The organism is Rathayibacter sp. AY1F2 (assembly GCF_002930885.1).
Classification (GTDB): Bacteria; Actinomycetota; Actinomycetes; order Actinomycetales; family Microbacteriaceae; genus Rathayibacter.
Genome location: NZ_PSVG01000004.1, coordinates 88,463 through 114,950, shown reverse-complemented (window position 1 = coordinate 114,950; position 26,488 = coordinate 88,463). Strand labels below are relative to the sequence as shown.

Sequence of the window (26,488 nt, the reverse complement as noted above, 5' to 3'; positions counted from 1 at the left end):
GAAGACTCCGTGGCCCTCACCGCAGACGTCAAGGGCGAACTGGTCGCGATCGTCTCGCGCAAGAACACCGTCCGTGCCGCCGAACTGGCGACCATCCTCCGCTTCTCCGGAGGACTGCACATCATCTCCAACCGCCTCGCGGTCGAGGTCGAGCTCGACTCCGCCCCGCTCGCGACCCGCGTGCGCCGCGACCTCGCCGAGCTGTACGGCGTCCGCAGCGAGGGCAGCATCGTCTCGGCCGGCGGATCCCGGAGGACCACGAGCTGGCTGGTGCGCGTCGTCGAGGGCGGGGACACCCTCGCCCGGCAGACCGGCCTCCTCGACCAGCGGGGCCGGCCCGTCCGCGGCCTGCCCAACCGCCTCACGACCGGCTCCCGCGAGGAGCTCGCCGCCCTGTGGCGCGGCGCCTTCCTCGCCCAGGGCTCGCTGACCGACCCGGGCCGCTCCGCGGCGCTCGAGATCATCTGCCCCGGCAACGAGGCGGCCATGGCGATCGTCGGAGCCGCCGGACGCCTGGGAGTCCAGGCCAAGTCCCGCGAGGTGCGCGGCGTCCACCGGGTCGTCATCCGCGACGGCGAGAGCATCAGCGCGATGCTCACCCTGATGGGCGCGACCGCGACCGTCGCGAGCTGGGAGGAGCTGCGCCAGCGCCGCGAGGTGCGGGCGACCGCGAACCGCCTCGTCAACTTCGACGACGCGAACCTCCGCCGCTCCGCCCAGGCCGCCGTCGCGGCGTGCGCCCGCGTCGAGCGCGCGATGGAGATCCTGGGCGACGACATGCCCGAGCACCTCCGCTACGCCGGGCGCCTGCGCCTCGCGCACCGCGACGCGAGCCTCGACGAGCTCGGCCACCACGCCGATCCGCCGATGACGAAGGACGCCGTCGCCGGCCGCATCCGCCGCCTCCTCGCGATGGCCGACAAGCGCGCGTCCGACCTCGACATCCCGGGCACCGACGCGAACCTCCCGGCAGAGCTGCAGGACCTGTAGGCCCGGCCGCACGGCGCGCCCCGCCCGGCGAACGCTGAGTGTCTCCTGGTCGAACAACGCAAGCCCTCCGAACGCGGAGGGGCCCCCTCGCTAGACTGATCGGGTCGCTCAGGACACTCCCGGCCCTCCTCCTCCGCCTCGCGGAGGACGCCGAGACGCCGGCGGGTCGCACGGGAGCGACGACCACGAACAGGAGATCGCACATGGCTGACTACACGCTCGCCGAACTGCCCTACGACTACTCGGCCCTCGAGCCGAACATCAGTGGGCGGATCATGGAGCTCCACCACGACAAGCACCACGCGACGTACGTGGCCGGGGCGAACACCGCCCTCGCCTCGCTGCAGGAGGCTCGCGACAGCGAGAACCTCGCGAACGTGAACAAGCTCCAGAAGGACCTCGCCTTCAACCTCGCCGGTCACGTGAACCACACCGTGTTCTGGAACAACCTCTCGCCGGACGGCGGCGACAAGCCCGTGGGCGAGCTCGCCGCGGCCATCGACGACAACTTCGGGTCGTTCGACAAGTTCCGCGCCCACTTCACCGCCTCGGCCCTCGGCATCCAGGGCTCCGGCTGGTCGATCCTCGCCTGGGACTCGCTCGGCGAGAAGCTCATCATCGAGCAGCTCTACGACCACCAGGGCAACCTCGCCGCGGCGACCGTCCCGGTCCTCCTCCTCGACATGTGGGAGCACGCCTTCTACCTCGACTACGTCAACGTGAAGGCCGACTACGTCAATGCGTTCTGGAACATCGTGAACTGGGCCGACGTCTCCGCGCGCTTCGAGAAGGCCCGCGAGAAGACTTCGGGCCTGCTGCTACTGTCGTAGCGATCTCGGCGTCCCGGGCCCCGCGTCCGGGACGCCCTGTCGTCGGCTTCCACCCCTCCACTGCACCGTCGAGGTGCCTTTCCTCACCAGGAGATATCTGTGTCCGTCAAGATCGGCATCAACGGCTTCGGCCGTATCGGCCGTAACTTCTTCCGTGCAGCCCTCGCCAAGGGCAGCGACCTCGAGATCGTCGCGGTCAACGACCTCACCGACAACAAGGCCCTCGCGCACCTCCTGAAGTACGACTCCATCACGGGCCGCCTCGACGCGACCGTCGAGCTCGACGGCGACCGCATCGTCGTCAACGGCAAGCCGATCATCGTCCTCGAGGAGCGCGACCCCGCGAACCTCCCCTGGGGCGAGCTGGGAGTCGACGTCGTCATCGAGTCGACCGGCCGCTTCACCAAGTCGGAGGACGCGCGCAAGCACATCACCGCGGGTGCCAAGAAGGTCATCGTCTCCGCTCCCGCCACCGGCAGCGACGTCGCGACCCTGGTCCTCGGCGTGAACGAGAACACCTACGACCCCGCGACGCACGACATCATCTCGAACGCGTCCTGCACCACGAACTGCCTCGCGCCGCTCGCCAAGGTGCTGCTCGACAACTTCGGCATCGAGCGCGGCCTGATGACCACGGTCCACGCGTACACCGCCGACCAGAACCTCCAGGACGGCCCGCACAGCGACCTGCGTCGCGCCCGCGCCGCCGCCGTCAACATCATCCCGACCTCGACCGGTGCCGCCAAGGCGCTCGGCCTGGTCATCCCGGAGCTCGTCGGCAAGCTCGACGGCTACGCCCTCCGCGTCCCGGTCCCGACCGGCTCGATCACCGACCTCACCGTCGAGCTGACCAAGCCCGCCACCGTCGAGGAGATCAACGCGGCGTACAAGGCGGCCTCCGAGGGAGACCTCAAGGGCATCCTCAAGTACACCGAGGACCCGATCGTCTCGAGCGACATCGTGACCGACCCGCACTCGTCGATCTTCGACGCGGGCCTCACGAAGGTCATCGGCAGCCAGGTCAAGGTCGCCTCCTGGTACGACAACGAGTGGGGCTACTCCAACCGCCTCGTCGACGTCACCGAGTTCGTCGCCGGCAAGCTCTAAGGGCTGCGCGCAGTGACGCTCCGCACTCTGGACTCACTGGGCTCCCTCGCAGGCAAGCGCGTCGTCGTCCGCTGCGATCTGAACGTCCCCCTGAAGGACGGAACGATCACGGACGACGGCCGCGTGCGCGCGTCGGTGCCCACGCTCCAGCGTCTGGTCTCCGAGGGCGCCCGAGTCGTGGTCGTGAGCCACCTCGGGCGCCCCGAGGGGAAGCCCGAGGCGAAGTACAGCCTCGCTCCCGTCGCCGCCCGCCTCGGCGAGCTGCTCGACGCTCCGGTGGCCTTCGCCGAGGACACCGTCGGGGAGGCGGCCTCGGCCGCCGTCGACGCCCTCGAGGACGGCCAGGTCGTCGTCCTCGAGAACCTCCGGTTCAACGCCGGCGAGACGAGCAAGGACGAAGCCGAGCGCCGCACCTTCGCCGAGAAGCTGGCCGCCTACGGCGACGCCTTCGTCTCCGACGGGTTCGGCGTCGTGCACCGCAAGCAGGCGAGCGTCTACGAGCTCGCCGAGCTTCTCCCCAGCGCCGCCGGCACGCTGATCGCGGCCGAGCTCGAGGTGCTGGAGCGGCTCACCGAGAAGCCCGAGCGCCCCTACGCGGTCGTCCTCGGCGGCTCGAAGGTCTCGGACAAGCTCGGCGTGATCGAGCACCTGCTGCCGAAGGTCGACTCGATCCTCATCGGCGGCGGAATGCTGTTCACCTTCCTCAGGGCCCAGGGCCACGAGGTCGGCGCCAGCCTGCTGGAGGCGGACCAGGTCGACACCGTGCTCGGCTACCTCGCGAAGGCGAAGGAGCTGGGCGTGGAGATCGTCCTGCCGACGGACGTCGTCGTGGCGTCGGAGTTCGGCCCCGACGCCGAGCACCAGGTCGCCTCGGCCGACGCGATCGAGGGCACGCCCTTCGGTGAGAAGGGCCTCGGCCTGGACATCGGACCGGACACCGCCGCGCACTTCGCCGAGATCATCGCGGCGTCCGAGACGGTGTTCTGGAACGGCCCCATGGGCGTCTTCGAGCTCGAGCCGTTCGCGGCGGGCACCAAGACCGTCGCGCAGGCGCTCACCGAGGTCGACGGCCTCAGCGTCGTCGGCGGAGGCGACTCCGCCGCGGCCGTCCGCGCCCTCGGGTTCCGCGACGACCAGTTCGGCCACATCTCGACGGGAGGCGGAGCGAGCCTCGAATTCCTCGAGGGCAAGCGCCTCCCCGGACTGGAGGTCCTCGGATGGTAGACACCGCCGCCCGCACCCCGCTCATCGCCGGCAACTGGAAGATGAACCTGGACCACCTCCAGGCCATCGCCTTCGTGCAGAAGCTGGCGTGGAGCCTCAAGGACGCCGACCACGACTTCGACGGCGTCGAGGTCGCGGTGTTCCCGCCCTTCACGGACCTCCGGCCCGTGCAGATCCTCGTCGACTCGGACAAGCTGCCGCTCAAGTACGGTGCGCAGGACGTCTCGAAGTTCGACAGCGGCGCCTACACCGGTGAGATCTCGGGCCAGTTCCTGAAGCAGCTCGACTGCGACTATGTGATCGTCGGCCACTCGGAGCGTCGCACGCTCCACGGCGAGACGGACGCGGACATCGCCGCCAAGTCGGCCGCGGCCGTCAATCACGGCGTCGCTCCGATCATCTGCGTCGGCGAGACCGCGGAGGACCTCGAGAAGCACGGCCCGTCGGCTGTGCCGGTCGCCCAGCTGAAGGAGGCCCTCACCGGCCTCCCCGCGGACGCCGACCTCGTCGTCGCCTACGAGCCGGTCTGGGCCATCGGCTCCGGACAGGCCGCGACGCCCGAGCAGGCCCAGCAGGTCTGCAAGGCGCTCCGCGGAGTCGTCGCCGACGTCCTCGGCGCCGACACCGCCGCGAAGACCCGCATCCTCTACGGCGGCTCCGTGAAGTCCGGCAACATCGCCGGCTTCATGCGCGAGCCCGACGTCGACGGAGCACTCGTCGGAGGCGCCAGCCTCCAGGTCGACGAGTTCGCGGCGATCGCGCGATTCCGGAACCACGTCGGGGTCTGAGCTGCTGCGACGAGAGGGCGGGCCCATCGGGCCCGCCCTCTCGTCGTCCACGCCGCTCCCCGCGCGGCGTGGCGCGGTCGGCTCCGCGACGGGGCGCGGTTCCGAGAGCGGGATGCGTTCGGCTACGTCGATCCGCTGGGACGCGAATCGCCGGTTCGCCTCGCTGTCGTCCACGCCGCTCCCCGCGCGGCGTGGCGCGGTCGGCTTCGCGACGGGGCGCGGTTCCGAGAGCGGGATGCGTTCGGCTACGTCGATCCGCTCGGACGCGGATCGCCGGTTCGCCTCGGAGATCCCACACCGGCTTCACGCGTTGGCCGGTCCGGGGCTGTCGGCTCGTTGCGGGGTGCTCTCCGAGAGAGTGGCGCGTTCGGCTCGATCGATCCGAAAGTACGTGGATCACAGGCTCGTGGTCCGGCGACTGGAGAGGTTGTCGAGGGTACCGCGACGAGGCCACCCGCTCCGCCCCTCGACGGACACTCGTATACATCGCCCCGAACACGGGACGACGCATTCCTCGCGGATTCGCAGGCGCCGTTATACTCGTCGGGGCGCGCAACGCGCCAGAACTTCGAAAGGTACCGCGTGGACATCCTCCAGGTCGTGCTCCAGGTCATCCTGGGCATCACGAGCCTCCTGCTCACCATGCTGATCCTGCTCCACAAGGGGCGCGGCGGCGGTCTGTCCGACATGTTCGGGGGCGGAGTCACCTCCAACCTCGGCGCGTCGGGCGTCGCCGAGCGCAACCTGAACCGCATCACCGTGATCCTGGGCGTCGTCTGGCTGGCCTGCATCGTGGTGCTCGGACTCATCACCAAGTTCACCACCGGAGCATAGGGGTACTCGCAATGGCATCAGGCGGCAGTGCAATCCGCGGTTCGCGCGTCGGCGCAGGACCCATGGGCGAGCAGGACCGGGGCTTCCACGCGGAGCGCGTCGCGGTCTCCTACTGGGACGCTCTCGGCAACGAGACGGTGCGCCACTTCTCGGCGGCCCTCCCCGAGGACGAGATCCCCGAGGTGATCGACTCGCCGCAGTCCGGTCTCCCCGCGGGCCGTGACCGGGCGAACCCGCCGCAGGTCGCGAAGACCGAGCCCTACAAGACGCACCTCGCCTACGTGAAGGAGCGCCGCACCGAGGCAGAGGCGGCTCAGCTCCTCGAGGAGGCGCTGCAGCAGCTGCGCGCCCGACGAGGCACCGCGACCCCGTCCTGATCCTCACTGGACGACGAACGACGGAAGGCCCGCCCCCTCGGGGGACGGGCCTTCCGTCGTTTCCGGACCGTTCTCAGTAGCTCGGAGCGATGAGCGACTCGGGGACCTCGGCCGCTGCCTCCTGGTCGACGAAGAACACCGTGCGCTTGCGACCGAACGCGCCCGACGCGGGCACCTCGTTCGTGCTGGCACCCGCGAGCGCGAGGCCCAGGGCCGAGGCCTTGTCGGCGCCGGCGAGCACCATCCAGATGCGGTCCGACTGGTTGATCAGCGGCAGCGTGAGGGTGAGGCGCTCGGGCGGCGGCTTCGGAGAGTTGCGGACGGCGAGGACGCCGGGCGTCGTGGAGCGGATCGCGGAGCGCTCGGGGAACAGCGACGCGATGTGCCCGTCCGGCCCGACGCCGAGGAAGGTGATGTCGAAGCGCGGGTAGTCGCGCCCCTCGGAGGCGTGCTCGCGCAGCTCCGCGTCGTAGGCAGCGGCGGCGCCGTCGAGGTCCAGGCCCTCGTCCGAGGCCGGGTAGGAGTGCACGTTCGCCGCCGGCACGTCGAGGACGCTGAAGAGGTCCCCGGCCTGGACGTCGTTGCGGTCCTCGTGGCCGCGGGGCACCCAGCGCTCGTCGCCCCACCAGAAGTGCACGCGCGACCAGTCCACGTTGCCGGCGGCGGAGGAGGAGCCGATCTCCTTGAGCGTGGCGGCTCCCATCGTCCCTCCGGTGAGCACGACGTTCGCCGAACCCAGGTCGTCGAGGACGTCGATCGTCTTGGTGAGGAACCGGGCGGCGACCGAGCCGGCGAGGGTCTGCTTGTCGCGGTGGACCAGCACGCGGCGTTCGGTGGTCATCTCAGGGGACTCCTTCGGGTTCGGGTGCCGATCGGCGGGGTTCGGCTCCGTGTCGGGAAGCTCTGAGGTGCGGGCGCCCTGGACGGGCGCCCACACCTCAGGAGGCGCTGCGGGCCTCGGCCTTCTCAGTGAGCATGTCGACCCCGCGCGAGATCACTTCACCGTACAGGTCATCCGGGTCGAGCCGGCGCAGCTCCTCCGCCAGGCAGTCCCGGAGGCTGCGGCGGGGGAGCGAGATGTCGTGGACCGGCTGATCGGGCTGCGTGAGCGTCGCGACGTTGGGCACCGAGCGCTCGAGCTCGATCACTCCGGAGTCGCGGATGAGCCGGACGCCGTGGATCCCGCTGGACCCGGTCGCGCTGATCGTGAGCTCGTGGTCGACGGGGATGTCGAGCTCGAGCTGCAGCCAGGCGGCGAGCAGGATCGTGGAGGGGGAGTCGGGCGCGCCCGAGACCTCGACGGCCGTGATCGGCTCGTAGGGCGGCTGGTCGAGCACGGCGGCGAGCTGCGCGCGCCAGAGGGTGAGGCGGGTCCAGGCGAAGTCGGTGTCGCCGGGGGCGTAGGTGGACGCGAGGTGGTGCAGCGCTTCCGCCGGGTTCGACTGGGCCGACGCGTCGGTGATCCGCCGAGTGGCGATCCGGCCGATCGGGGACGCGGAGGCGTTGTCCGGAGCGCTGTTCGGCCACCAAGCCACGACGGGGGCGTCGGGGAGGAGCAGGCCCGTGACCAGGCTCTCCTCGTCCTCGGCCGCGTCTCCGTAGGGACGGAGCACGACGACCTCGCTCGCGCCGGCGTCGCCTCCGACCCGGATCTGCGCGTCGACCCGCGCCGTCGCGTCGACCGGGACCGTGGTGGTGCCGTCGTCCTTCGAGACCACGATGACGCGCATCGGGTGCTCGCGGGACGCGTCGTTCGCGGCCTCGATGGCCTCCTCCTCGTGACCCCGCGAGGTCGCGATGATGAGGGTGAGGACGCGGCCGAGGGCGACGGCGCCGCCCTCCTCGCGGATCTTGACGAGAGTCTTCGAGACCTCGCTCGTCGTGGTGTCGGGCAGATCGACGATCATGGACGCCTCCAGGTGCGGCCGTCGCGGGCGAGGAGCTCGTCGGCGGAATCGGGGCCCCAGGTTCCGGGGCGGTACTGCTCGGGCTGGCCCTGCGTGGCCCAGAACTCCTCGATCGGGTCGAGGATCTTCCAGGACAGCTCGACCTCCTCGTGCCGGGGGAAGAGCGGCGGCTCGCCCAGGAGGACGTCGAGGATGAGGCGCTCGTAGGCCTCGGGGCTCGCCTCGGTGAACGCGTGGCCGTAGCCGAAGTCCATCGTCACGTCGCGCACCTGCATGCCGGCGCCGGGCACCTTCGAGCCGAAGCGCATGGTGACGCCCTCGTCGGGCTGGACCCGGATGACGAGCGCGTTCTGGCCCAGCGACGTGGTCTGGCTCTCGGCGAAGAGCTGCTTCGGTGCCCGCTTGAACACGACCGCGATCTCGGTGACGCGGCGGCCGAGGCGCTTGCCGGCCCGCAGGTAGAACGGCACGCCGGCCCAGCGTCGGGTGCCGATGTCCAGGCGCATGGCGGCGTAGGTCTCGGTGGTCGAGGTGGGGCTCATGCCGTCCTCCTCGAGGAAGCCGAGCACCTTCTCGCCGCCCTGCCAGCCGCCGGCGTACTGTCCGCGGGCGGTAGAAGTGGAGAGGTCGGCGGGGAGGCGGACGGCCGCGAGGACCTTCTCCTTCTCCGCACGGAGATCGGCCGCGTCGAACGAGATCGGCTCCTCCATGGCGGTCAGGGCGAGCAGCTGCAGCAGGTGGTTCTGGATGACGTCGCGCGCCGCTCCGATGCCGTCGTAGTAGCCCGCGCGCCCGCCCACGCCGATGTCCTCGGCCATGGTGATCTGCACGTGGTCGACGTAGTTCGAGTTCCAGAGCGGCTCGTACATCATGTTGGCGAAGCGGAGGGCCAGGATGTTCTGGACCGTCTCCTTGCCGAGGTAGTGGTCGATCCGGAAGACGGAGTCGGGCGGGAAGACCGACTCGACGACGTCGTTCAGCTCGCGGGCCGTCTTCAGGTCGCTGCCGAACGGCTTCTCGATGACGACGCGGCGCCACTGGCCGTCCTTCTGCTCGGCGAGGCCGGAGCTGCGCAGCTGCTCGGTGACCTGCGGGAAGGACTTCGGGGGGATCGAGAGGTAGAAGGCGAAGTTGCCGTTCGTGCCGCGCTCGCGGTCGAGGTCGTCGACGGTCGTCTTCAGGCGGGCGAACGCCTCGGGGTCGTCGAACTCGCCCTGCACGAACCGGATGCCCTGCGCGAGCTGCGCCCAGACCTCCTCGTGGAACTCGGTGCGGGCGTGCTTCTTCACGGAGTCGTGGACGACCTGCTCGAAGTCCTGGTCGTCCCAGTCGCGCCGGGCGAATCCGACGAGGGCGAAGCCGGGAGGCAGGAGGCCGCGGTTGGCGAGATCGTAGACCGCGGGCATGAGCTTCTTGCGGGAGAGGTCGCCGGTCACGCCGAAGATGACGAGGCCGCTGGGCCCGGCGATCCGGTTCAACCGGCGGTCGAAGCTTAACCTCAGCGGGTTGAACTCGGGGGTGATGTCCACAGACATGTGCAGTGTCCTTCTGTGTGCCGGTGGGACCGGCGCACTGCTATCGGTGAGGGAGGGGGAGGAGCGGGCGGGCCCGGCTGCTGCCCCGGGAAGTGGTCGCGGGACGACCGCGGGCACGCCGCCGCGCGCTCGAGAGCGCAGCGGCGGCGTGCCCGTCGGATCAGGTGTTGAGGGCCTCGAAGAGCGCCTCGAGGTCGGCCTCGGGGTCGGTCAGCGTGAGGGTCAGCACCGGCCGGCCGTGCTCGGCGAGCACGCTCGCGTCGCCGGCGGCCTGCGCCAGGATGAGCTGGCCGAAGGTGAACGGGCTGTCCGGGATCTCGAGGTCCACGTCGGAGCGCTCGGTGATCTGGAGGAACACGCCGGTCGGCGCCCCGCCCTTGTGGTACTGCCCGGTCGAGTGCAGGAAGCGCGGGCCCCACCCGAAGGTGACGGGGCGCTGAGCCTGCGCGGCGAGGAGGTCGCGCACGCCCTCGAGCTGCGGGAGTGCGAGGCGGTCGACGTACGCCTGGATCGAGACGTAGCCGCCGTCGCCCAGCTGCGCGAGGAGGCGGTCGACAGCGGCGGCGACGGTCGAGACGCCCTCGGTGACGCTGCTGCTGCCGGTGACCTCGATGCCCGCGTCGCTGAACGCGGGCGCCTCGGGCTCGGGGCGCTTCTCGAGCAGGGCCCGGGTCGCGACCTTCGCCGACTCGACGTCGGGCTGGTCGAACGGGTTGATGCCCAGGAGGCGACCCGCGACGGCGACGGCGTACTCCCACGTCAGCATCTGAGCGCCGAGCGAGCCGGAGAGGAGGATCTCGCCCTCGTGGCGGTCGCGCGGGAACAGGTGCAGCGCCGTGGCGTCCTCGACCAGGCGGACGACCTGCACGTCGGGCAGGTCCTCCGAGAGCTCGGGGGCCAGCGTGCCGAGGACGACGGGGAGGATGCCCGTGCCGTCCTTGCCGGTGGACTCGGCGATGAGCTGCTCCGCCCAGTCGGCGAAGCCGACGATGTCGGTCCCGTCGGCGACGATCGCGAGCTTGTCGCGGCGCGGGCTGGTCGCGGCGATCGCCGCTCCGAGGATCAGGCCCGGGTTCTCGGGGGAGTCCACGGCGAGCCCGAGGGAGGCCTCGGCCGCCTCGTCGAGGAGGGCCTCGATGTCGGCGCCGGCGAGCCCGGACGGCACGAGGCCGAACGCGGAGAGCGCCGAGAAGCGCCCGCCGATGTTCGGGTCGGCGTTGAACACGCGGTAGCCGGCCTCGCGGGAGGAGGTGTCCAGGGGCGAGCCCGGGTCGGTCACGATGACGATGCGGTCGAGCGGATCGATGCCCGCCTCCGTGAACGCCCTCTCGTAGGCCTTCTTCTGGCTCGCGGTCTCGACGGTCGAGCCGGACTTCGAGGAGATGACGACCGCGGTCGACGCGAGCCGATCGTTCAGGGCCGCGAGCACCTGGCCGGGCGCCGTCGAGTCGAGCACGGTGAGCTCGACGCCGGCGGTGCGGGTGATGACCTCGGGCGCGAGCGAGGAGCCGCCCATGCCGCCGAGGACGATGTGGTCGACGCCCTTGGCCTGGAACTCCTCGCGCAGAGCGAGGATCTGGGGGATCAGGGGGCGGGAGACGGTGGTCGACTCGGTCCACCCGAGGCGCTTGGCCGCCTCCTCCTCCGCCGCGGCGCCCCACAGGGTGGGGACCTGGGCGGTGATGCCGGACGCGACCTCGTCGGCGACGAGCTCCGGGACGACGCGGTCGACGGCCTTCTCGGCGTCTCCGCTGACGTGGATCTGGATGGCCATGATCAGGCCTGCGCCTTCGCGCCCTCGAGCGCCGCGGTGACGGTGTCGAGCAGCTCGTTCCAGGAGACGATGAACTTCTCCACGCCCTCCTTCTCGAGCAGCTCGGTGACGTCGGCGTACGAGACGCCCTGCGCCGCGACGGCGTCGAGGACGGCGTTCGCGTCGGCGTACGAGCCCGTGACGGTGTCGCCGGTGATGACGCCGTGGTCGAAGGTCGCCTCGAGGGTCTTCTCGGGCATCGTGTTGACCACGCCGGCCGCGACGAGCTCGGTCACGTAGAGGGTGTCGGGGAGGTCGGTCGACTTGACGCCGGTCGAGGCCCAGAGGGGGCGCTGGCGGTTGGCGCCGGACTCCTGGAGCAGCAGGGCGCGCTCGGTGGCGAACGCCTCGACGAAGACCTCGTAGGCCAGCTGCGCGTTGGCGACGCCGGACTTGCTCTTGAGGGCGCGGGCCTCGTCGGTGCCGACGGCCTCGAGGCGCTTGTCGATCTCGGTGTCGACGCGCGAGACGAAGAACGAGGCGACGGAGTGGATGGTCGACAGGTCGATGCCGGCGTCCTTGGCCTTCTCGAGGCCGGCCAGGTACGCGTTGATGACGGCGCGGTAGCGGGCGAGCGAGAAGATCAGGGTGACGTTCACCGAGATGCCGGAGCCGATGACCTCCGTGATGGCCTCGAGGCCCTCGACGGTCGCGGGGATCTTGATCATCGCGTTGGGGCGGTCGACCTTGGCCCAGAGGGCCTTGGCCTGCTCGATGGTGCCCTGGGCGTCGTGCGCCAGGCCGGGCTCGACCTCGATCGACACGCGGCCGTCGTAGCCGTTGGTCGCGTCGTAGATCGGGCGGAAGATGTCGGACGCCGCGGCGACGTCGTCGGTGGTGATCTCGAAGACGGCGTCGGTCACCGAGGTGCCGGCGGAGGCGAGCTCGCGCACCTGGGCGTCGTAGGACTCGCCGTTGGTCAGAGCCGCGGCGAAGATCGTGGGGTTCGTGGTGACTCCGACGACGTTCTTCTCCTCGATGAGCTTCTGCAGCCCTCCGGTGGAGATGCGCGAGCGGGAGAGGTCGTCGAGCCAGATGCTGACGCCGGCGGCGGAGAGCTCTGCGGTGGGGGTGTTCTCGGTCATGTCTCTTCTTCTTCTGCGTAGGTGGTGCGTGGTGTGAGGGGGAGCCGCTGCTCCGACGGCGAAGGCCGCGTCCGTGGTGGACGCGGCCTTCGGGTCAGGAGGCTGCGAGCGACTCCTTGGCGGCGGACAGTGCCGCCTCGGTGGTGATCCCGAACTCGCGGAACAGGGTCTTGTAGTCGGCCGAGGCGCCGAAGTGCTCGATCGAGACGGAGCGGCCGGCGTCGCCGACGTACTTCTGCCAGCCCAGGCTCAGGCCGGCCTCGATCGAGACGCGCGCCTTCACCGAGGAGGGCAGGACCTTCTCGCGGTACTCGGCGTCCTGCTCCTCGAACCACTCGAGGGACGGAGCCGAGACGACGCGGGCGTTGACGCCCTCGCTCCTCAGGGCCTCGCGCGCCTCGACGGCGATCTGGACCTCGGAGCCGGTCGCGATGAAGATCACGTCCGGGGTGCCGCCCGGCGCCTCGGCCAGGATGTAGGCACCGCGGGCGACGTTCGCGGCGGAGGCGAAGGTCTCGCCCTCCGCGTCGCCCTCGCCGCGCTCGAACACCGGGATGTTCTGACGGGTGAGCGCGAGGCCGGCGGGGCCCTCGCGGCGCTCGAGGATGGTCTTCCAGGCGTAGGCGACCTCGTTCGCGTCGCCGGGGCGGACGACGTCCAAACCCGGGATCGCGCGGAGGGTCGACAGCTGCTCGACCGGCTGATGCGTCGGGCCGTCCTCGCCGAGCGCCACGGAGTCGTGGGTCCAGACGTAGATGGCCGGCGCCTTCATGAGCGCGGCGAGACGGACCGCCGGGCGCATGTAGTCGGAGAAGATCAGGAAGGTGCCGCCGAAGGGGCGGGTGTTGCCGTGCAGGACGATCCCGTTGAGGATCGCGCCCATGGCGTGCTCGCGGATGCCGAAGTGCAGCACGCGGCCGCCCTTCTTCCCGGTCCACTCGTGGGTCGAGAACTCCGTCGGGACGAAGGAGCCGGCTCCCTCGATCGTCGTGTTGTTCGACTCGGCGAGGTCGGCGGAGCCGCCCCACAGCTCGGGGATCACGCCGGCGAGGGCGTTGATGACCTTGCCGGACGCGGCGCGGGTCGAGACCTCCTTGCCGGGCTCGAAGACGGGGAGCGCCTCCTGGACGCCCTCGGGCAGCTCGCCCGAGAGGACCCGGTCGAGCAGCTCCTTCTTCTCGGGGTTCGCGGACGCCCAGGCGGCGAGCTGCTCGTCCCACTCGGCGTGCTGGGCCTGGCCGCGCTCGACGGCCTTGCGGGTGTGCTCGATGACCTCGTCGGCGACGTCGAAGATCTTCTCGGGGTCGAAGCCGAGCACCTCCTTGAGTCCGCGGAGCTCGTCGGCGCCCAGGGCGGAGCCGTGGATCTTGCCGGTGTTCTGCTTCTTCGGCGACGGCCAGCCGATGATGGTGCGCAGGATGATGAGCGACGGCTTGTCGGTCTCGCCCTTCGCGGCCTCGATCGCGGCGTGCAGCTCGGCGACGTCCTCGTGGTACTCGCCGGTCTTCTTCCAGTCGACGACCTGGACCTGCCAGTCGTAGGCCTCGTAGCGCGCCTTGACGTCCTCGGTGAAGGCGATGTTGGTGTCGTCCTCGATCGAGATCTGGTTGGAGTCGTAGATGACGACCAGGTTGCCGAGCTTCTGGTGGCCGGCCAGGGAGGAGGCCTCGCTGGTGACGCCCTCCTGCAGGTCGCCGTCGCCGGCGATCACGTAGACGAAGTGGTCGAACGGGGAGGTGCCCGCGGCGGCCTCCGGGTCGAACAGGTCGCGCTCGAAGCGCGAGGCGTAGGCGAAGCCCACGGCGGAGGCGAGGCCCTGGCCGAGCGGTCCGGTGGTGATCTCGACGCCGTCGGTGTGGCCGTACTCCGGGTGGCCCGGGGTCTTCGAGCCCCAGGTGCGCAGCGCCTTGAGGTCGTCGAGCTCGAGTCCGTAGCCGCCCAGGTAGAACTGGACGTACTGCGTCAGCGAGGAGTGGCCGACCGACAGGATGAACCGGTCGCGGCCGATCCAGGTCGCGTCGGACGGATCGCGGCGCATGACCTTCTGGAACAGGAGGTAGGCGGCGGGCGCGAGGCTCATGGCGGTTCCGGGATGGCCGTTGCCGACCTTCTCGACCGCATCCGCGGCGAGAACCCTCGCCGTGTCGACTGCCTTCTCGTCAATGGATTCCCATTGCAGTTCTGACACTTGGTACTGACCCTTCTCGAGACGTGGGGCAGACGGGGACCGTCCGCCCTCTCGCATGGTGGAGCACGCCGCATGACGACTTCGACACGATGCTCCGGCGACGGCCCTCTCGGCCCCGTGCCGACGATCGTCGGGCGGGCTCGGGTGCGTGCCGGGCGCTCTGGCGAGCAGTCCCGAGTATACGGAGGGGGGTGCGCCGCCGACCGGGGGTTGCGTGGTCGCATATGTCTGCGTCCGATTGGACAAGCGTGCACGCCGGGCCCGGCTCCCGGACGGGCGCATTACACTCGTTCGGGATCATCGAATCGTTAGAGGAGCAATGGACGCAGTCGTGGAGACCACCGCCGTCGAGCGGGACGGGGCGTCGCCGACGACCCTCTCGCGCAAGGTGAAGGCCTTCGTCGCTCTGACGAAGCCGCGCGTGATCGAGCTGCTCCTCGTGGTGACCGCTCCGACGATGATCCTGGCGCAGGGCGGGATCCCGAACCTGCTGCTGGTCCTCAACGTCCTGATCGGCGGCGCTCTGAGCGCCGGGTCCGCGGGCGCGTTCAACTGCTACTTCGACCGCGACATCGACCGGATCATGAACCGGACGAAGAACCGGCCGCTCGTGACCGGGGAGATCTCGGACCGGTCCGCGCTCGTCTTCGCGACCACGATCGGCGTCCTGTCGATCGTCTGGCTCGGCCTCACGGCCAACTGGCTCTCCGCGGGGCTCTCGCTCGCCGCGATCCTGATCTACGTCGTGTTCTACACGCTCTTCCTCAAACGCCGGACGCCGCAGAACATCGTGTGGGGCGGCATCGCGGGCTGCATGCCGGTGCTGATCGGTTGGGCGGCGGTCACCGGCTCGCTCGACTGGGCCCCCGTCATCCTCTTCTCCGTCATCTTCCTCTGGACGCCGCCGCACTACTGGCCGTTGTCGATGAAGTACCGGGACGACTACCAGGCCGCCGGCGTGCCGATGCTGGCCGTCGTGCGCGGGCGCACGATCGTCGGGCTCCAGGTCATCCTCTACGCCTGGGCTACCGTCGCCTGCTCGCTCCTGCTGATCCCCGTCGCCGGAATGGGGGTGCTCTACACGGTGGTCGCGCTCGGCAGCGGAGTCTGGTTCATCGCCGAGACGCACCGCCTCTACAGCCTCGCGATCCGTCACGAGCACGTCTCGCCGATGCGGGTGTTCCACGGGTCCATCGGATACCTCACCCTGCTCTTCCTCGCCGTCGGCATCGACCCGCTGCTCCCCTTCTGATGGTGACGCCGTTCTCCTTGCTCGCCGAGCGGGTGACCCTGGGTCCGCGCGCACTGCGCTGGGGGACCACCGCGGCGCTCGTCGCGAGCATCCTGATCATCTTCTTCGGGGGCGTCGTCCGGCTGACCGGCTCTGGCCTCGGCTGCCCCACCTGGCCGGCGTGCGAGCCGGGCTCGCTCACCTCGACCCCCGAGCTCGGGATCCACGGCTTCATCGAGTTCACGAACCGCGCGTTCACCGGCGTCCTCGTGGTCGCGGTGGGCTGGGCGATCACGGCCGCGCGCCTGCAGAAGCCGCGCGACCGCACCATGACCCGGCTCGCTTGGTCGCAGTTCTGGCTCGTCGTCGCGAACGCCCTCGCGGGCGGCGCGACCGTCCACTCGGGCCTCAACCCGTACATCGTGGCCGGGCACTTCGTTCTCGCCATCGCCCTCCTCACCACCACCGCACTGACGTGGCACCGCGCCCACCGCTCGCAGTCCGTGGCCTTCGAGCCTGACCGCCCGACGCGGGCGCTCAGCATCGGGCTCGTCGGCCTGACGCTCCTCGTGATCCTCGTGGGGACCCTCGTGACGGGGACCGGCCCGCACGCCGGCGACTCCGCGGAGGTGCCCCGCATGCAGTTCCACTGGGAGAGCGTGACCGTCGTCCACGGCGTGCTCGGCACGGCGGTGCTCGTCGTGGGCGCCGCGCTGCTCCTGCGCCTGTCGCGGGCGGCGGGCTCGGAGCTCGCCCGGCGGCGCGTGGTCGCCTTCCTCGTGGTCGTCGTGCTGCAGGCGCTGGTCGGGGTCGCGCAGTCGCTCACCGCGCTGCCCGAGACGCTCGTCGCGGTGCACCTGCTCGGCTCGGCGCTCATCTGGGTCGGCGCGGTCCGCGTGCTGCTCGACGTCAACCCGAGGCTGTTCACCGTGCGCGCCCAGCGCCGGGACGCCGCCCAGGAGCTCCAGCCCGCCGCCTGACCGCGGGCTCCGGCTCGGCGGAGAGCAGGTGCCGCCGGAGGCGCAGGAGCACGCGGGGGAGCGCCCGCAGCGGGAGGTCGGCCGCGATCGCGCGGGCGAGAGGGCCGAACGCCCGTGCGGGTCCGGTCGGCAGGCCGGCGCCCACCAGTGCGGTCACGAGTCGTGCGGGGATCGGGGTCGATGCGTCGTTCGTCATGGCGGAACCGAATCACGGACCACCGACACTGGTATGGCCATGCGCGTCTGGAGGCACGTCACCGGTGCCCGGCCGACACCCAGGTGCGGAGGTTCCGCTGAACGGCGGACGCCGGTAGAATGAGAAGCTGGTCACGGTTCGGCGCACCCTGCGCACGTGATCCGCACACGGCCCGATGGAGCGCCGACGCACACCTCCGGAATCCAGGGACGCACATAATCCGCTCCGCGCATCAGATCGATCGCGCGACCGGCCGGAGAGCACCCGCGGGCCACCCCCGGGGGAATGACTCCGGGACCCGACCGGTTAGCAGTGGGTAGGAAACGAGGTACACATGTCAGACATCCTGATCGACCGCCCCGAGCTCGAGAGCCTGGGCGTCTACGAGTTCGGCTGGTCCGACTCGGACTCCGCCGGAGCCTCCGCGCGACGCGGCATCTCGCCCGAGGTCGTCTCCGACATCTCCGCGCTCAAGAACGAGCCCGCCTGGATGCGCGACCGCCGCATGAAGGCCCTGAAGCTCTTCGAGCGCAAGCCCATGCCGACGTGGGGCGCCGACCTGTCGGACATCGACTTCGACAACATCAAGTACTTCGTCCGCTCCACCGAGAAGCAGGCGCAGACCTGGGACGACCTCCCGGACGACATCAAGAACACGTACGAGAAGCTCGGCATCCCGGAGGCGGAGCGCCAGCGCCTCGTCGGCGGCGTCGCGGCCCAGTACGAGTCCGAGGTCGTCTACCACCAGATCCGCGAGGACCTGGAGGAGCAGGGCGTCATCTTCATGGACACCGACACGGCGCTGCGCGAGCACCCCGAGATCTTCGAGGAGTACTTCGGCACCGTCATCCCCGCGGGCGACAACAAGTTCGCGGCGCTGAACACCGCGGTCTGGTCCGGCGGCTCCTTCGTGTACGTCCCCAAGGGCGTCCACGTGGACATCCCGCTGCAGGCCTACTTCCGGATCAACACCGAGAACATGGGCCAGTTCGAGCGGACCCTGATCATCGCGGACGAGGACAGCTACGTCCACTACATCGAGGGCTGCACGGCTCCGATCTACAAGTCGGACTCGCTGCACTCGGCCGTGGTCGAGATCATCGTGAAGAAGAACGCCCGCGTGCGCTACACGACGATCCAGAACTGGTCGAACAACGTCTACAACCTCGTCACCAAGCGCGCGATCGCGCACGAGGGCGCGACGATGGAGTGGATCGACGGCAACATCGGCTCCAAGGTCACGATGAAGTACCCGTCGATCTTCCTGGTCGGCGAGCACGCCAAGGGCGAGACCCTCTCCGTCGCGTTCGCGGGCCCCGGCCAGCACCAGGACGCCGGCGCGAAGATGGTCCACATGGCGCCGTACACGCAGTCGTCGATCGTCTCGAAGTCGATCGCCCGCGGCGGCGGTCGCGCCGGATACCGAGGCGAGGTCCGGGTGGACGCGAACGCGCACCACTCGGCGAACACCGTGCGCTGCGACGCCCTCCTGGTCGACACCATCTCGCGCTCCGACACCTACCCGGCGATCGACATCCGTGTCGACGACGTGCAGCTCGGCCACGAGGCGACGGTGTCGAAGGTCAGCGAGGAGCAGCTCTTCTACCTGATGTCGCGCGGCCTGCCGGAGGACGAGGCGATGGCCATGATCGTCCGCGGCTTCATCGAGCCGATCGCGCGCGAGCTGCCCATGGAGTACGCCCTCGAGCTGAACAAGCTCATCGAGATGGGGATGGAGGGCAGCGTCGGTTGACGCCCGCCTCCCCCCTCGAAGGGGCGCCCGGACGGGGCGCCCCGCACCCATCGAAAGGAACCACCGCCAGATGACGGTCCCCACGAGCGCCGCGACCCCCGAGATCGACGGCGCGGCCGCCGCTGAGCGCCTGGGCATCAGCGCCCACTCCGACGGGGCGTTCACGCCCGTGCAGACGCGCTCCGAGCGCTTCGCGTCGGCCGACGTCGAGGCCTTCGAGGCCGTCACCGGCCGCGAGATCGCCTGGAAGCTGACGCCCGTCGCCCGCCTCGGCGATCTGATCGACGGCGCGCTCGACGGCTCGCCCGCCCCCCTCGAGCACGCGGCGGTGGACGGTGTGGACGTCTCGTGGGTCGGCCGCGACGACCAGCGGATCGGCACCGCCGGCCTCCCCGAGGACCGCGCCGCCGCGAACGCCTGGTCGAGCTTCGAGAAGGCCCTCGCCGTCCGCGTGACGGGCGAGGACGAGAAGGTCGCCACCCTCGTCCGCTCGGGCCTCGGCTCCGCACCCCGCGCCGCGCACACGATCATCGAGGCGGCGCCCTACGCCCGCGCCGTCGTCGTGCTGCAGAACGAGGGGGAGGCCTCCCTCGCGGAGAACGTGGAGATCCTCGTCGGCGAGGGCGCGCAGCTCACCGTCGTCACCGTGCAGGAGTGGGCGGATGACGCCCGGCACCTGGCCAACCACTTCGTGCGGGTCGGACGCGACGCGAAGGTGAAGCACATCGTGGTCACCCTCGGCGGCTCCATCGTCCGGGTGAACCCCTCGGCGCACCTCGTCGAGCGCGGAGCGGACGGCGAGCTCTTCGGCCTGTACTTCGCCGACGGCGGCCAGCACCTCGAGCAGCAGGTGTACGTCGACCACGACGCCCCCGACACCCGCAGCCGCGTGACCTACAAGGGCGCGCTGCAGGGCGAGGGCGCGCGCACCGTCTGGATCGGCGACGTCCTGATCCGCAACAGCGCCACCGGCACCGACAGCTACGAGCAGAACCGCAACCTCGTCCTCTCGGACGGCACGCGCGCCGACTCCATCCCGAACCTCGAGATCGAGACCGGTGACATCGCCGGAGCGGGGCACGCCTCGGCGACCGGCCGCTTCGACGACGAGCAGCTCTTCTACCTGCAGTCCCGCGGGATCCGCGAGGACGAGGCGCGACGCCTGGTCGTGCGCGGGTTCCTCAGCGAGATCGTGCAGCAGATCAAGGTCGCCGAGCTCGAGGACCGCCTGCAGCTCGCGATCGAGGCGGAGCTCGCCGGCAGCGCCGGCCAGACCGGCTCCTCCCGCGGAGCGGCGGTCACCGCATGAGCAACGCCGCGATGATCTGCTCGGTCTCCGAGCTGATCCCCAACCAGGCCATGCGTGTCGAGGTCGACGGAGTCGCGATCGCGGTCGTGCAGGACTCCGCCGGCGAGATCCACGCCATCGGCGACACGTGCACGCACGGCGAGATCTCGCTCTCCGAGGGCTTCGTCGAGGGCGACAGCCTCGAGTGCTGGGCGCACGGCTCCCAGTTCTCCCTCCGCACCGGCACCCCCCTGAACCTCCCGGCCTACGAGCCGGTCCCCGTCTTCGTCGTCGAGATCATCGACGGCGACGTCTACATCGACCCGACCGTCACGAAGGAAGTCTGAATGTCCGTTCTCCAGATCAGCGATCTCCACGTCAGTGTCGAGACCGAGCAGGGGACCAAGCAGATCCTCCGCGGTGTCGATCTCACCATCAACCAGGGTGAGATCCACGCGATCATGGGCCCCAACGGGTCCGGCAAGTCCACCCTCGCGTACACGATCGCGGGACACCCCAAGTACCACGTCGACGGCGGCTCGATCACCCTCGACGGCGTCGAGGTCCTCGACATGTCCGTCGACGAGCGCGCCCGCGCGGGCCTCTTCCTCGCCATGCAGTACCCGGTCGAGATCCCCGGTGTGACCAACACCAACTTCCTCCGCACTGCCAAGACCGCGATCGCCGGCGAGGCGCCCGCCATCCGCACGTGGACGAAGGACGTCAAGTCGGCGATGGCGAACCTCCGCATGGACTCGTCCTTCGCGGCGCGCAACGTCAACGAGGGCTTCTCGGGCGGCGAGAAGAAGCGCAACGAGATCCTCCAGCTCGAGCTGCTCGCCCCGCAGTTCGCCGTCCTCGACGAGACCGACTCCGGCCTCGACGTCGACGCGCTCAAGATCGTGTCGGAGGGCGTCAACCGCGCCCACCAGAGCACCGGTCTCGGCGTGCTGCTGATCACGCACTACACGCGGATCCTCCGCTACATCCAGCCCGACTTCGTCCACGTCTTCGTCGCCGGCCGCGTCGCCGAGCAGGGCGGCAAGGAGCTCGCCACCCGGCTCGAGGACGAGGGCTACGACCGCTTCCTGACCTCGGCGACGGTCTGATCATGGCGGTCACCACTCTCGAGCCGAAGCTCTTCGACCAGGTCGAGGAGGCCCTCAAGGACGTCATGGACCCCGAGCTCGGGGTCAACGTGGTCGACCTGGGACTCATCTACGACCTGGGCTGGGACGACGAGAACGACGCCCTCGTCATCCACATGACCCTCACCTCGGCGGGCTGCCCGCTGACCGACGTGCTCGAGGAGCAGACCGCCGAGTCGCTCGACGGCATCGTCGAGGCGTTCCGGATCAACTGGGTCTGGATGCCGCCGTGGGGTCCCGACCGGATCACCGAGGACGGGCGCGACATGATGCGCGCACTCGGCTTCTCGATCTAGCCGCTGCACACCGACGCCGAAGGGCCGGGAGGAGTCGTCCTCCCGGCCCTTCGGCGTTCCTGTCGTCTTCAGCCGGTCGCAGTCCGTCGTGGAGTCGGAACGGCCGGGCGGGACGGCTCCGGAGTCCGGGGCCGTCGTCGTCCCCGCCGGTCGAGTCGGTGGAGGTGCCCACCGAGGTCGAGCAGGAGGACCGGGCGGCTCGACCTCTGCCGGACGCCCGAAGGGCCGGGAGGAATCGTCCTCCCGGCCCTTCGGCGTCCGTGCGACCGCTCAGCGCGAGCGTCGCGAGAGCATCGCCCAGGTGGTGGGGAGCAGCGCGGCGGCGACCAGCGCCTTGAGCGCGTCGCCGACCAGGAAGGGCACGAGTCCCGCGGAGAGGACGGAGCCGAGGTCGGCTGGCAGCCCCAGCGAGGCGAGGGCGGCGGCCAGCCAGGGCAGGCCGACGAGGTAAATGGTGGCGGTGCCGGCGAGGAAGGTCACCAGCGTGCCGAGGACGCGACGGTCCCACTGCCGCTGGGCGAGCCACCCGGTGACGATCGACGCGAGGACGAAGCCGACGATGTAGCCGCCGGTGGGACCCGCGAGGACCGCCCAGCCGTGCGAGCCCTCGGTGAAGACCGGGGCGCCGAGAGCGCCGACGAGCGCGTACACGAGCATGGAGAGCGCGCCGCGGAGTGCGCCGAGCGTCGTGCCGACCAGGAGGACCGCGAAGGTCTGGCCCGTGAAGGGGACCGGCCACATCGGGATGAACAGCTGCGCCATCGCCGCGGTGAGACCCGCACCCGCGAGCACCAGCAGGGCGTCGGTCGCGACGGAGCGGGTGACGAGCCGGTCGGCGAGGACCGGGCGCGGGAGGGCGGAAGAGGAAGGGGACATGGGTGATCTCCGAGAGTCCTGGTCGCCCGAGAGCGAGGAGCGAGCGCGTCCGCGGTGAGCGGACGTGGATCCGCCCCGCGGCTCAGGAAATATACTAGGGGGCTGCCGCATCGCGGCCCCTTGCCCCACTCCTCCCGAACCGAACGCCATTTCTTGGCGGGAACGGACAGCACTGTGCTCAGCGTGCACGACCTCGAACTCCGAGTCGGCGCCCGACTCCTGATGGAGAACGTCTCCTTCCGGGTGGGCGACGGCGACAAGGTCGGCCTCGTCGGCCGCAACGGGGCGGGGAAGACGACGCTGACCAAGGTCCTCGCGGGCGACCTCATCGCCTCGAAGGGCACGGTCGACCGCGGCGGCGAGATCGGCTACCTCCCTCAGGACCCGCGCTCCGGCGACCCGGAGGAGCTCGCGCGCACCCGCATCCTCGACGCCCGCGGGCTGGGGCAGCTGGTGCTCGGCATGCAGGAGGCGACGGTCGCGATGTCGAGCAGCGACACCTCCGTGAGCGAGGCCGGCATGAAGAAGTACGGCAACCTCACGGATCGCTTCCTCTCCCTGGGCGGATACGCGGCTGAGGCGGAGGCCGCGTCGATCGCGAGCAACCTCAACCTCCCCGACCGGATCCTCGACCAGCCGCTCAAGACGCTCTCCGGTGGCCAGCGGCGCCGCATCGAGCTCGCGCGCATCCTCTTCTCCGACGCGAGCACGCTCATCCTCGACGAGCCGACGAACCACCTCGACGCCGACTCCGTCGTCTGGCTCCGCGAGTTCCTCAAGAACTACCGCGGCGGCTTCATCGTGATCAGCCACGACATCGAGCTGGTCGGCGAGACCGTGAACCGCGTCTTCTACCTCGACGCCAACCGCCAGGTCATCGACGTCTACAACATGAACTGGAAGAACTATCAGCGCCAGCGCGCCGCCGACGAGGAGCGCCGCAAGAAGGAGCGGGTCAACGTCGAGAAGAAGGCCGGTGCCCTCCAGCTGCAGGCCGCCAAGTTCGGCGCGAAGGCCTCGAAGGCCGCAGCGGCGCACCAGATGGTCGCGCGTGCCGAGCGCATGCTCAGCGGGCTCGAGGAGGTCCGCGCGGTCGACCGCGTCGCGAAGCTCCGGTTCCCGACCCCGTCCGCCTGCGGTCGCACCCCTCTGCAGGCTCAGAACCTGTCGAAGAGCTACGGCTCGCTCGAGATCTTCACCGCCGTCGACCTCGCGATCGACCGCGGCTCCAAGGTCGTCATCCTGGGGCTCAACGGAGCGGGCAAGACGACGCTCCTGCGCATCCTGGGCGGCGTCGACCAGCCCGACACCGGAGTGATCGAGGCCGGGCACGGCCTCCGGATCGGCTACTACGCGCAGGAGCACGAGACGATCGACGTCAAGCGCTCGGTGCTCGAGAACATGGTCTCCTCCAGCCCGAACCTCACCGAGACCGAGGCGCGCCGGGTCCTGGGCTCGTTCCTGTTCACCGGGGACGACTCGCACAAGCCGGCCGGGGTCCTCTCCGGCGGAGAGAAGACCCGTCTCGCCCTGGCGATGATCGTGGTCTCGGGCGCGAACGTGCTCCTGCTCGACGAGCCCACCAACAACCTCGACCCCGCGAGCCGCGAGGAGATCCTCGACGCGCTCGCGCACTACGAGGGCGCGGTCGTCCTGGTCAGCCACGACGAGGGAGCCGTCGAGGCGCTGAACCCCGAGCGCGTCCTGATCATGCCGGAGGGCACCGAGGACCACTGGGCGGCCGACTACCTCGACCTGATCACGCTCGCCTAGCGGGCGTCGAGCAGCTCGTCCTCGACCTCGGAGTCGCTGCGGCCGCGGCGTCGGCGGCGCTCCTCGCGCCGCTCCTCGGCCGCGACGACCTCGGGGTCGTCGGCGTTGCGGATGCGGTACTCGTGGCGGATCGCCCAGCCGAGCCCGCCGAAGCCCATGACGGCGAACAGCACCCACTGGACGGCGTAGCTGATGTGCAGGCCCTCGTCGGCGACCGGCTTGATCGCGGCCCGCGGGGGAGCGTCGACCGGCGCCGGCGCCTCGGCGACCAGCAGGCCGTACGCCGAGGTCCGCAGGGGCTCGTCCAGCTGCGCCGACAGGTCGTCGAGCTGGATCGTGGCGATCTGTCCGGCCGGTGCGGAGCGTCCGTCGATCCGTCCCTCCGCGGGCTTCAGGCGGGCGACGACGGTCACCTCCCCCTCGGGCGGCGCGGGGATCGCGTCGGGGGAGTCCTGGGTCGAGCCGACGGGGACCCAGCCGCGGTCGACGACGAACACGCTGCCGTCGTCGAGCCGCAGCGGCGTCAGGATCTCGAAGCCGGGGTTGCCGTTGTAGGGCCGGTTGCGGACGAGGGTCTGCCCCTGCGTCTCGTAGACGCCGGTGATCTCGACCGGGCGGTACTCGAGGGCGTCGTCCCACGTGGAGTCGGCGGGGAGCAGCCCGTCGAGCGCCACCGGGTCGGCGGTCCAGTTCGCCGTGACCAGCCGGTTGGTCGAGGCGGCCTGGTCGAGCCGCGCGACCTGCCAGCGCGAGAGCAGCACGCAGGCGACGGCGAAGACGATCGCGAGAGCGAGGTAGCCGAACCAGCGTCGCGAGAAGACGAAGCGCCAGGAGGGACGGGGCGCGTCGCCGCTCATCGTTCCGCTCCGCGATCGACCGTGTAGAGCGGCTTCACCTCGAGCGGGAAGTCGCGGGCGAGGAGGAACTCGCGCAGGAACTCCCGGTGCTCGCCGCAGGCCAGCCAGGTCTTCCGACGGTCCTCCGCGTGGATCCTCGGGTTCCGCCACTCGATCGCGAATGTCGCCGTCCGCGGGCAGCCCGCTCGGGAGCAGGCGTGCGCGTCGGGGACCCGGCCGAGCGGGATCACGGCCGGTCTCCCCGCGGGTCGCCGCCCTCGGGGCCGGTCGGCGCCTCGGAGTCGGGGGCGGGGGGCGGCGGGACCGGCCGGGAGAGGACGATCGCACCCGGCCGCTCGACGTTGCCGCGCTCGCCCGCACTGCCGACGTTGGCCAGCACGACGGCGAAGTAGGGCAGGACCACGGCGCCGATGGCGAAGAACAGCAGCCACCAGCCGTGGGCGAAGAGCAGGCAGATGACGCAGAGCATTCTGATGCCCATGGCGATCGAGTACTTGATCGCGCGGGAGCGCCGCTCGGCGCTCGGCGACGGCGGTAGGGAGGTGAGTGTCTCGCGTGGTTTCACAGCCCTGCAAGCCTACGTCGCGGCGGGCGGGTGCAGGCCGGGAGGGCCTCATCCCGGAATCTGTTGCGCGACGCGCCTCTAGGATGTACGGGTCGCCCGGCGCCGCACGAGCGCCGGCAGGAGGGACACCATGACCACGCCGCGCACCGTCCTCGTCACCGGGGGCAACCGGGGGATCGGCTTCGCCATCGCCCAGGAGTTCGTGGCCGCCGGTCACCGGGTCGCCGTGACCGCGCGCTCGGGATCCGGTCCGGAGGGCTCTCTCACCGTCGTCGCGGACGTGACCGACGCCGCCTCCATCGACGCCGCGTTCACGCAGGTCGAGGCCGAGCTGGGCCCGGTCGAGATCCTGGTGGCGAACGCGGGCATCACCCGCGACACCCTGCTGCTGCGCATGACGGAGGAGGACTTCACGTCCGTCGTCGACACGAACCTCACCGGGGCGTTCCGCGTCGTCAAGCGCGCATCGAAGGGGATGCTCAAGCAGCGCTTCGGCCGCGTCGTCCTCATCTCCAGCGTGGTCGGCCTCTACGGGTCGCCGGGCCAGATCAACTACTCCTCGTCGAAGGCCGCCCTCGTGGGCTTCGCCCGCTCGCTGACCCGCGAGCTCGGCGCCCGCAACATCACCGCCAATGTCGTCGCTCCCGGCTTCATCGAGACCGACATGACCGCGGAGCTCTCGCCGGAGCAGCAGGCGGAGTACCGGAAGAGCATCCCGCTCGCCCGCTACGGCACCGCTGCCGAGGTCGCGAAGGTCACGCGCTGGCTGGCCGGCGACGAGGCGGCGTACATCTCGGGTGCCGTGATCCCGGTCGACGGCGGCCTCGGGATGGGCCACTGACCGATA

26 protein-coding genes are annotated in these 26,488 nt (G+C 70.5%); 16 read left to right on the top strand and 10 right to left on the bottom strand.

Translation table 11 applies throughout. The features are described from left to right. Nucleotides 1-9: 9 nt before the first annotated feature. From whiA to C5C54_RS04875, 7 genes are all read left to right on the top strand, one after another. Nucleotides 10-990: a DNA-binding protein WhiA gene (gene whiA / locus C5C54_RS04905; protein ID WP_104287912.1), complete on the top strand. Its 981-nt coding sequence runs from the start codon at nucleotides 10-12 to the stop codon at nucleotides 988-990. Between the two features lie 203 nt (nucleotides 991-1,193). Beyond that, nucleotides 1,194-1,820 (top strand): superoxide dismutase, encoded by a 627-nt coding sequence (locus C5C54_RS04900; protein WP_104287911.1) that lies wholly within the window; start codon nucleotides 1,194-1,196, stop codon nucleotides 1,818-1,820. Nucleotides 1,821-1,919: 99 nt separating this feature from the next. Further along, nucleotides 1,920-2,927 carry a type I glyceraldehyde-3-phosphate dehydrogenase gene (gene gap / locus C5C54_RS04895; protein WP_104221909.1) on the top strand — a complete coding sequence of 336 codons (1,008 nt, stop codon included), beginning with the start codon at nucleotides 1,920-1,922 and terminating at the stop codon, nucleotides 2,925-2,927. A gap of 12 nt (nucleotides 2,928-2,939) precedes the next feature. Beyond that, on the top strand, nucleotides 2,940-4,151 hold the full coding sequence (locus tag C5C54_RS04890) for a phosphoglycerate kinase (protein WP_104287910.1): 1,212 nt from the start codon (nucleotides 2,940-2,942) through the stop codon (nucleotides 4,149-4,151). Next, entirely contained in the window at nucleotides 4,145-4,939 is a 795-nt protein-coding gene (gene tpiA / locus C5C54_RS04885; RefSeq protein WP_104221913.1) for a triose-phosphate isomerase, read from the top strand. Before C5C54_RS04890 ends, tpiA begins: the two co-directional genes overlap by 7 nt. Before the next feature lie 582 nt (nucleotides 4,940-5,521). Continuing rightward, complete coding sequence (gene secG / locus C5C54_RS04880; protein WP_104221915.1) at nucleotides 5,522-5,773, top strand: preprotein translocase subunit SecG; 252 nt, start codon at nucleotides 5,522-5,524, stop codon at nucleotides 5,771-5,773. 11 nt (nucleotides 5,774-5,784) lie between these two features. Continuing rightward, complete coding sequence (locus C5C54_RS04875) at nucleotides 5,785-6,150, top strand: RNA polymerase-binding protein RbpA (protein ID WP_055791968.1); 366 nt, start codon at nucleotides 5,785-5,787, stop codon at nucleotides 6,148-6,150. A 73-nt stretch (nucleotides 6,151-6,223) separates the two neighbouring features. Here the strand turns inward: C5C54_RS04875 and pgl are convergent, their stop codons facing one another. The 6 genes from pgl to tkt form a co-directional block, all read right to left on the bottom strand. After that, nucleotides 6,224-6,991, bottom strand: coding sequence for a 6-phosphogluconolactonase (pgl, locus tag C5C54_RS04870; protein ID WP_104221917.1), 768 nt, complete (start codon nucleotides 6,989-6,991; stop codon nucleotides 6,224-6,226). A gap of 97 nt (nucleotides 6,992-7,088) precedes the next feature. Further along, nucleotides 7,089-8,057: a glucose-6-phosphate dehydrogenase assembly protein OpcA gene (locus tag C5C54_RS04865; RefSeq protein ID WP_104232638.1), complete on the bottom strand. Its 969-nt coding sequence runs from the start codon at nucleotides 8,055-8,057 to the stop codon at nucleotides 7,089-7,091. Further along, nucleotides 8,054-9,592, bottom strand: a complete 1,539-nt coding sequence (gene zwf / locus C5C54_RS04860) for a glucose-6-phosphate dehydrogenase (protein WP_104225293.1) — start codon at nucleotides 9,590-9,592, stop codon at nucleotides 8,054-8,056. Before zwf ends, C5C54_RS04865 begins: the two co-directional genes overlap by 4 nt. A 160-nt stretch (nucleotides 9,593-9,752) precedes the next feature. Next, entirely contained in the window at nucleotides 9,753-11,366 is a 1,614-nt protein-coding gene (locus tag C5C54_RS04855; RefSeq protein WP_104287909.1) for a glucose-6-phosphate isomerase, read from the bottom strand. Between the two features lie 2 nt (nucleotides 11,367-11,368). Beyond that, nucleotides 11,369-12,490, bottom strand: coding sequence for a transaldolase (tal, locus tag C5C54_RS04850; protein WP_104221924.1), 1,122 nt, complete (start codon nucleotides 12,488-12,490; stop codon nucleotides 11,369-11,371). Between the two features lie 94 nt (nucleotides 12,491-12,584). Continuing rightward, nucleotides 12,585-14,678: a transketolase gene (gene tkt, locus C5C54_RS04845; protein WP_104287908.1), complete on the bottom strand. Its 2,094-nt coding sequence runs from the start codon at nucleotides 14,676-14,678 to the stop codon at nucleotides 12,585-12,587. 319 nt (nucleotides 14,679-14,997) lie between these two features. On the opposite strand from tkt, the gene C5C54_RS04840 reads away from it, so the two are divergent. The 7 genes from C5C54_RS04840 (at nucleotide 14,998) to C5C54_RS04810 (ending at nucleotide 21,570) form a co-directional block, all read left to right on the top strand. Further along, nucleotides 14,998-15,930 carry a heme o synthase gene (locus C5C54_RS04840; RefSeq protein WP_104232635.1) on the top strand — a complete coding sequence of 311 codons (933 nt, stop codon included), beginning with the start codon at nucleotides 14,998-15,000 and terminating at the stop codon, nucleotides 15,928-15,930. Continuing rightward, nucleotides 15,930-16,889, top strand: coding sequence for a heme A synthase (locus C5C54_RS04835; protein WP_104246804.1), 960 nt, complete (start codon nucleotides 15,930-15,932; stop codon nucleotides 16,887-16,889). The genes C5C54_RS04840 and C5C54_RS04835 overlap by 1 nt, the downstream gene beginning before the upstream one ends. A 530-nt stretch (nucleotides 16,890-17,419) precedes the next feature. Beyond that, nucleotides 17,420-18,838 carry a Fe-S cluster assembly protein SufB gene (sufB, locus tag C5C54_RS04830; protein WP_104221933.1) on the top strand — a complete coding sequence of 473 codons (1,419 nt, stop codon included), beginning with the start codon at nucleotides 17,420-17,422 and terminating at the stop codon, nucleotides 18,836-18,838. Between the two features lie 70 nt (nucleotides 18,839-18,908). Then, nucleotides 18,909-20,147, top strand: a complete 1,239-nt coding sequence (gene sufD, locus C5C54_RS04825; protein WP_104287907.1) for a Fe-S cluster assembly protein SufD — start codon at nucleotides 18,909-18,911, stop codon at nucleotides 20,145-20,147. Then, nucleotides 20,144-20,473: a non-heme iron oxygenase ferredoxin subunit gene (locus tag C5C54_RS04820; RefSeq protein ID WP_077222834.1), complete on the top strand. Its 330-nt coding sequence runs from the start codon at nucleotides 20,144-20,146 to the stop codon at nucleotides 20,471-20,473. Before sufD ends, C5C54_RS04820 begins: the two co-directional genes overlap by 4 nt. Then, nucleotides 20,474-21,235, top strand: coding sequence for a Fe-S cluster assembly ATPase SufC (gene sufC / locus C5C54_RS04815; RefSeq protein WP_104221937.1), 762 nt, complete (start codon nucleotides 20,474-20,476; stop codon nucleotides 21,233-21,235). It abuts the gene before it with no gap. A gap of 2 nt (nucleotides 21,236-21,237) precedes the next feature. Continuing rightward, the gene (locus C5C54_RS04810; protein ID WP_104221939.1) at nucleotides 21,238-21,570 is read left to right on the top strand and encodes a metal-sulfur cluster assembly factor; all 333 of its coding nucleotides are present in this window, start codon (nucleotides 21,238-21,240) and stop codon (nucleotides 21,568-21,570) included. A 270-nt stretch (nucleotides 21,571-21,840) separates the two neighbouring features. Here the strand turns inward: C5C54_RS04810 and C5C54_RS04805 are convergent, their stop codons facing one another. Further along, complete coding sequence (locus C5C54_RS04805; protein ID WP_104232632.1) at nucleotides 21,841-22,446, bottom strand: biotin transporter BioY; 606 nt, start codon at nucleotides 22,444-22,446, stop codon at nucleotides 21,841-21,843. Between the two features lie 174 nt (nucleotides 22,447-22,620). Here C5C54_RS04805 and C5C54_RS04800 point away from each other — a divergent pair, with 174 nt between their 5' ends. Then, nucleotides 22,621-24,219 (top strand): ABC-F family ATP-binding cassette domain-containing protein, encoded by a 1,599-nt coding sequence (locus C5C54_RS04800; protein ID WP_104221943.1) that lies wholly within the window; start codon nucleotides 22,621-22,623, stop codon nucleotides 24,217-24,219. Here the strand turns inward: C5C54_RS04800 and C5C54_RS04795 are convergent. From C5C54_RS04795 to C5C54_RS04785, 3 genes are read right to left on the bottom strand one after another with little or no spacing between them, the layout of a single operon-like run. Further along, on the bottom strand, nucleotides 24,216-25,076 hold the full coding sequence (locus C5C54_RS04795; protein WP_104287906.1) for an SURF1 family protein: 861 nt from the start codon (nucleotides 25,074-25,076) through the stop codon (nucleotides 24,216-24,218). The genes C5C54_RS04800 and C5C54_RS04795 overlap by 4 nt on opposite strands. Further along, nucleotides 25,073-25,306 carry a hypothetical protein gene (locus C5C54_RS04790; RefSeq protein ID WP_104221947.1) on the bottom strand — a complete coding sequence of 78 codons (234 nt, stop codon included), beginning with the start codon at nucleotides 25,304-25,306 and terminating at the stop codon, nucleotides 25,073-25,075. The genes C5C54_RS04795 and C5C54_RS04790 overlap by 4 nt, the downstream gene beginning before the upstream one ends. Further along, nucleotides 25,303-25,641, bottom strand: a complete 339-nt coding sequence (locus tag C5C54_RS04785; protein WP_104221949.1) for a DUF3099 domain-containing protein — start codon at nucleotides 25,639-25,641, stop codon at nucleotides 25,303-25,305. Before C5C54_RS04785 ends, C5C54_RS04790 begins: the two co-directional genes overlap by 4 nt. A 130-nt stretch (nucleotides 25,642-25,771) precedes the next feature. Here C5C54_RS04785 and C5C54_RS04780 point away from each other — a divergent pair, with 130 nt between their 5' ends. Beyond that, on the top strand, nucleotides 25,772-26,482 hold the full coding sequence (locus C5C54_RS04780; RefSeq protein WP_104225284.1) for a beta-ketoacyl-ACP reductase: 711 nt from the start codon (nucleotides 25,772-25,774) through the stop codon (nucleotides 26,480-26,482). Nucleotides 26,483-26,488: the final 6 nt, after the last annotated feature.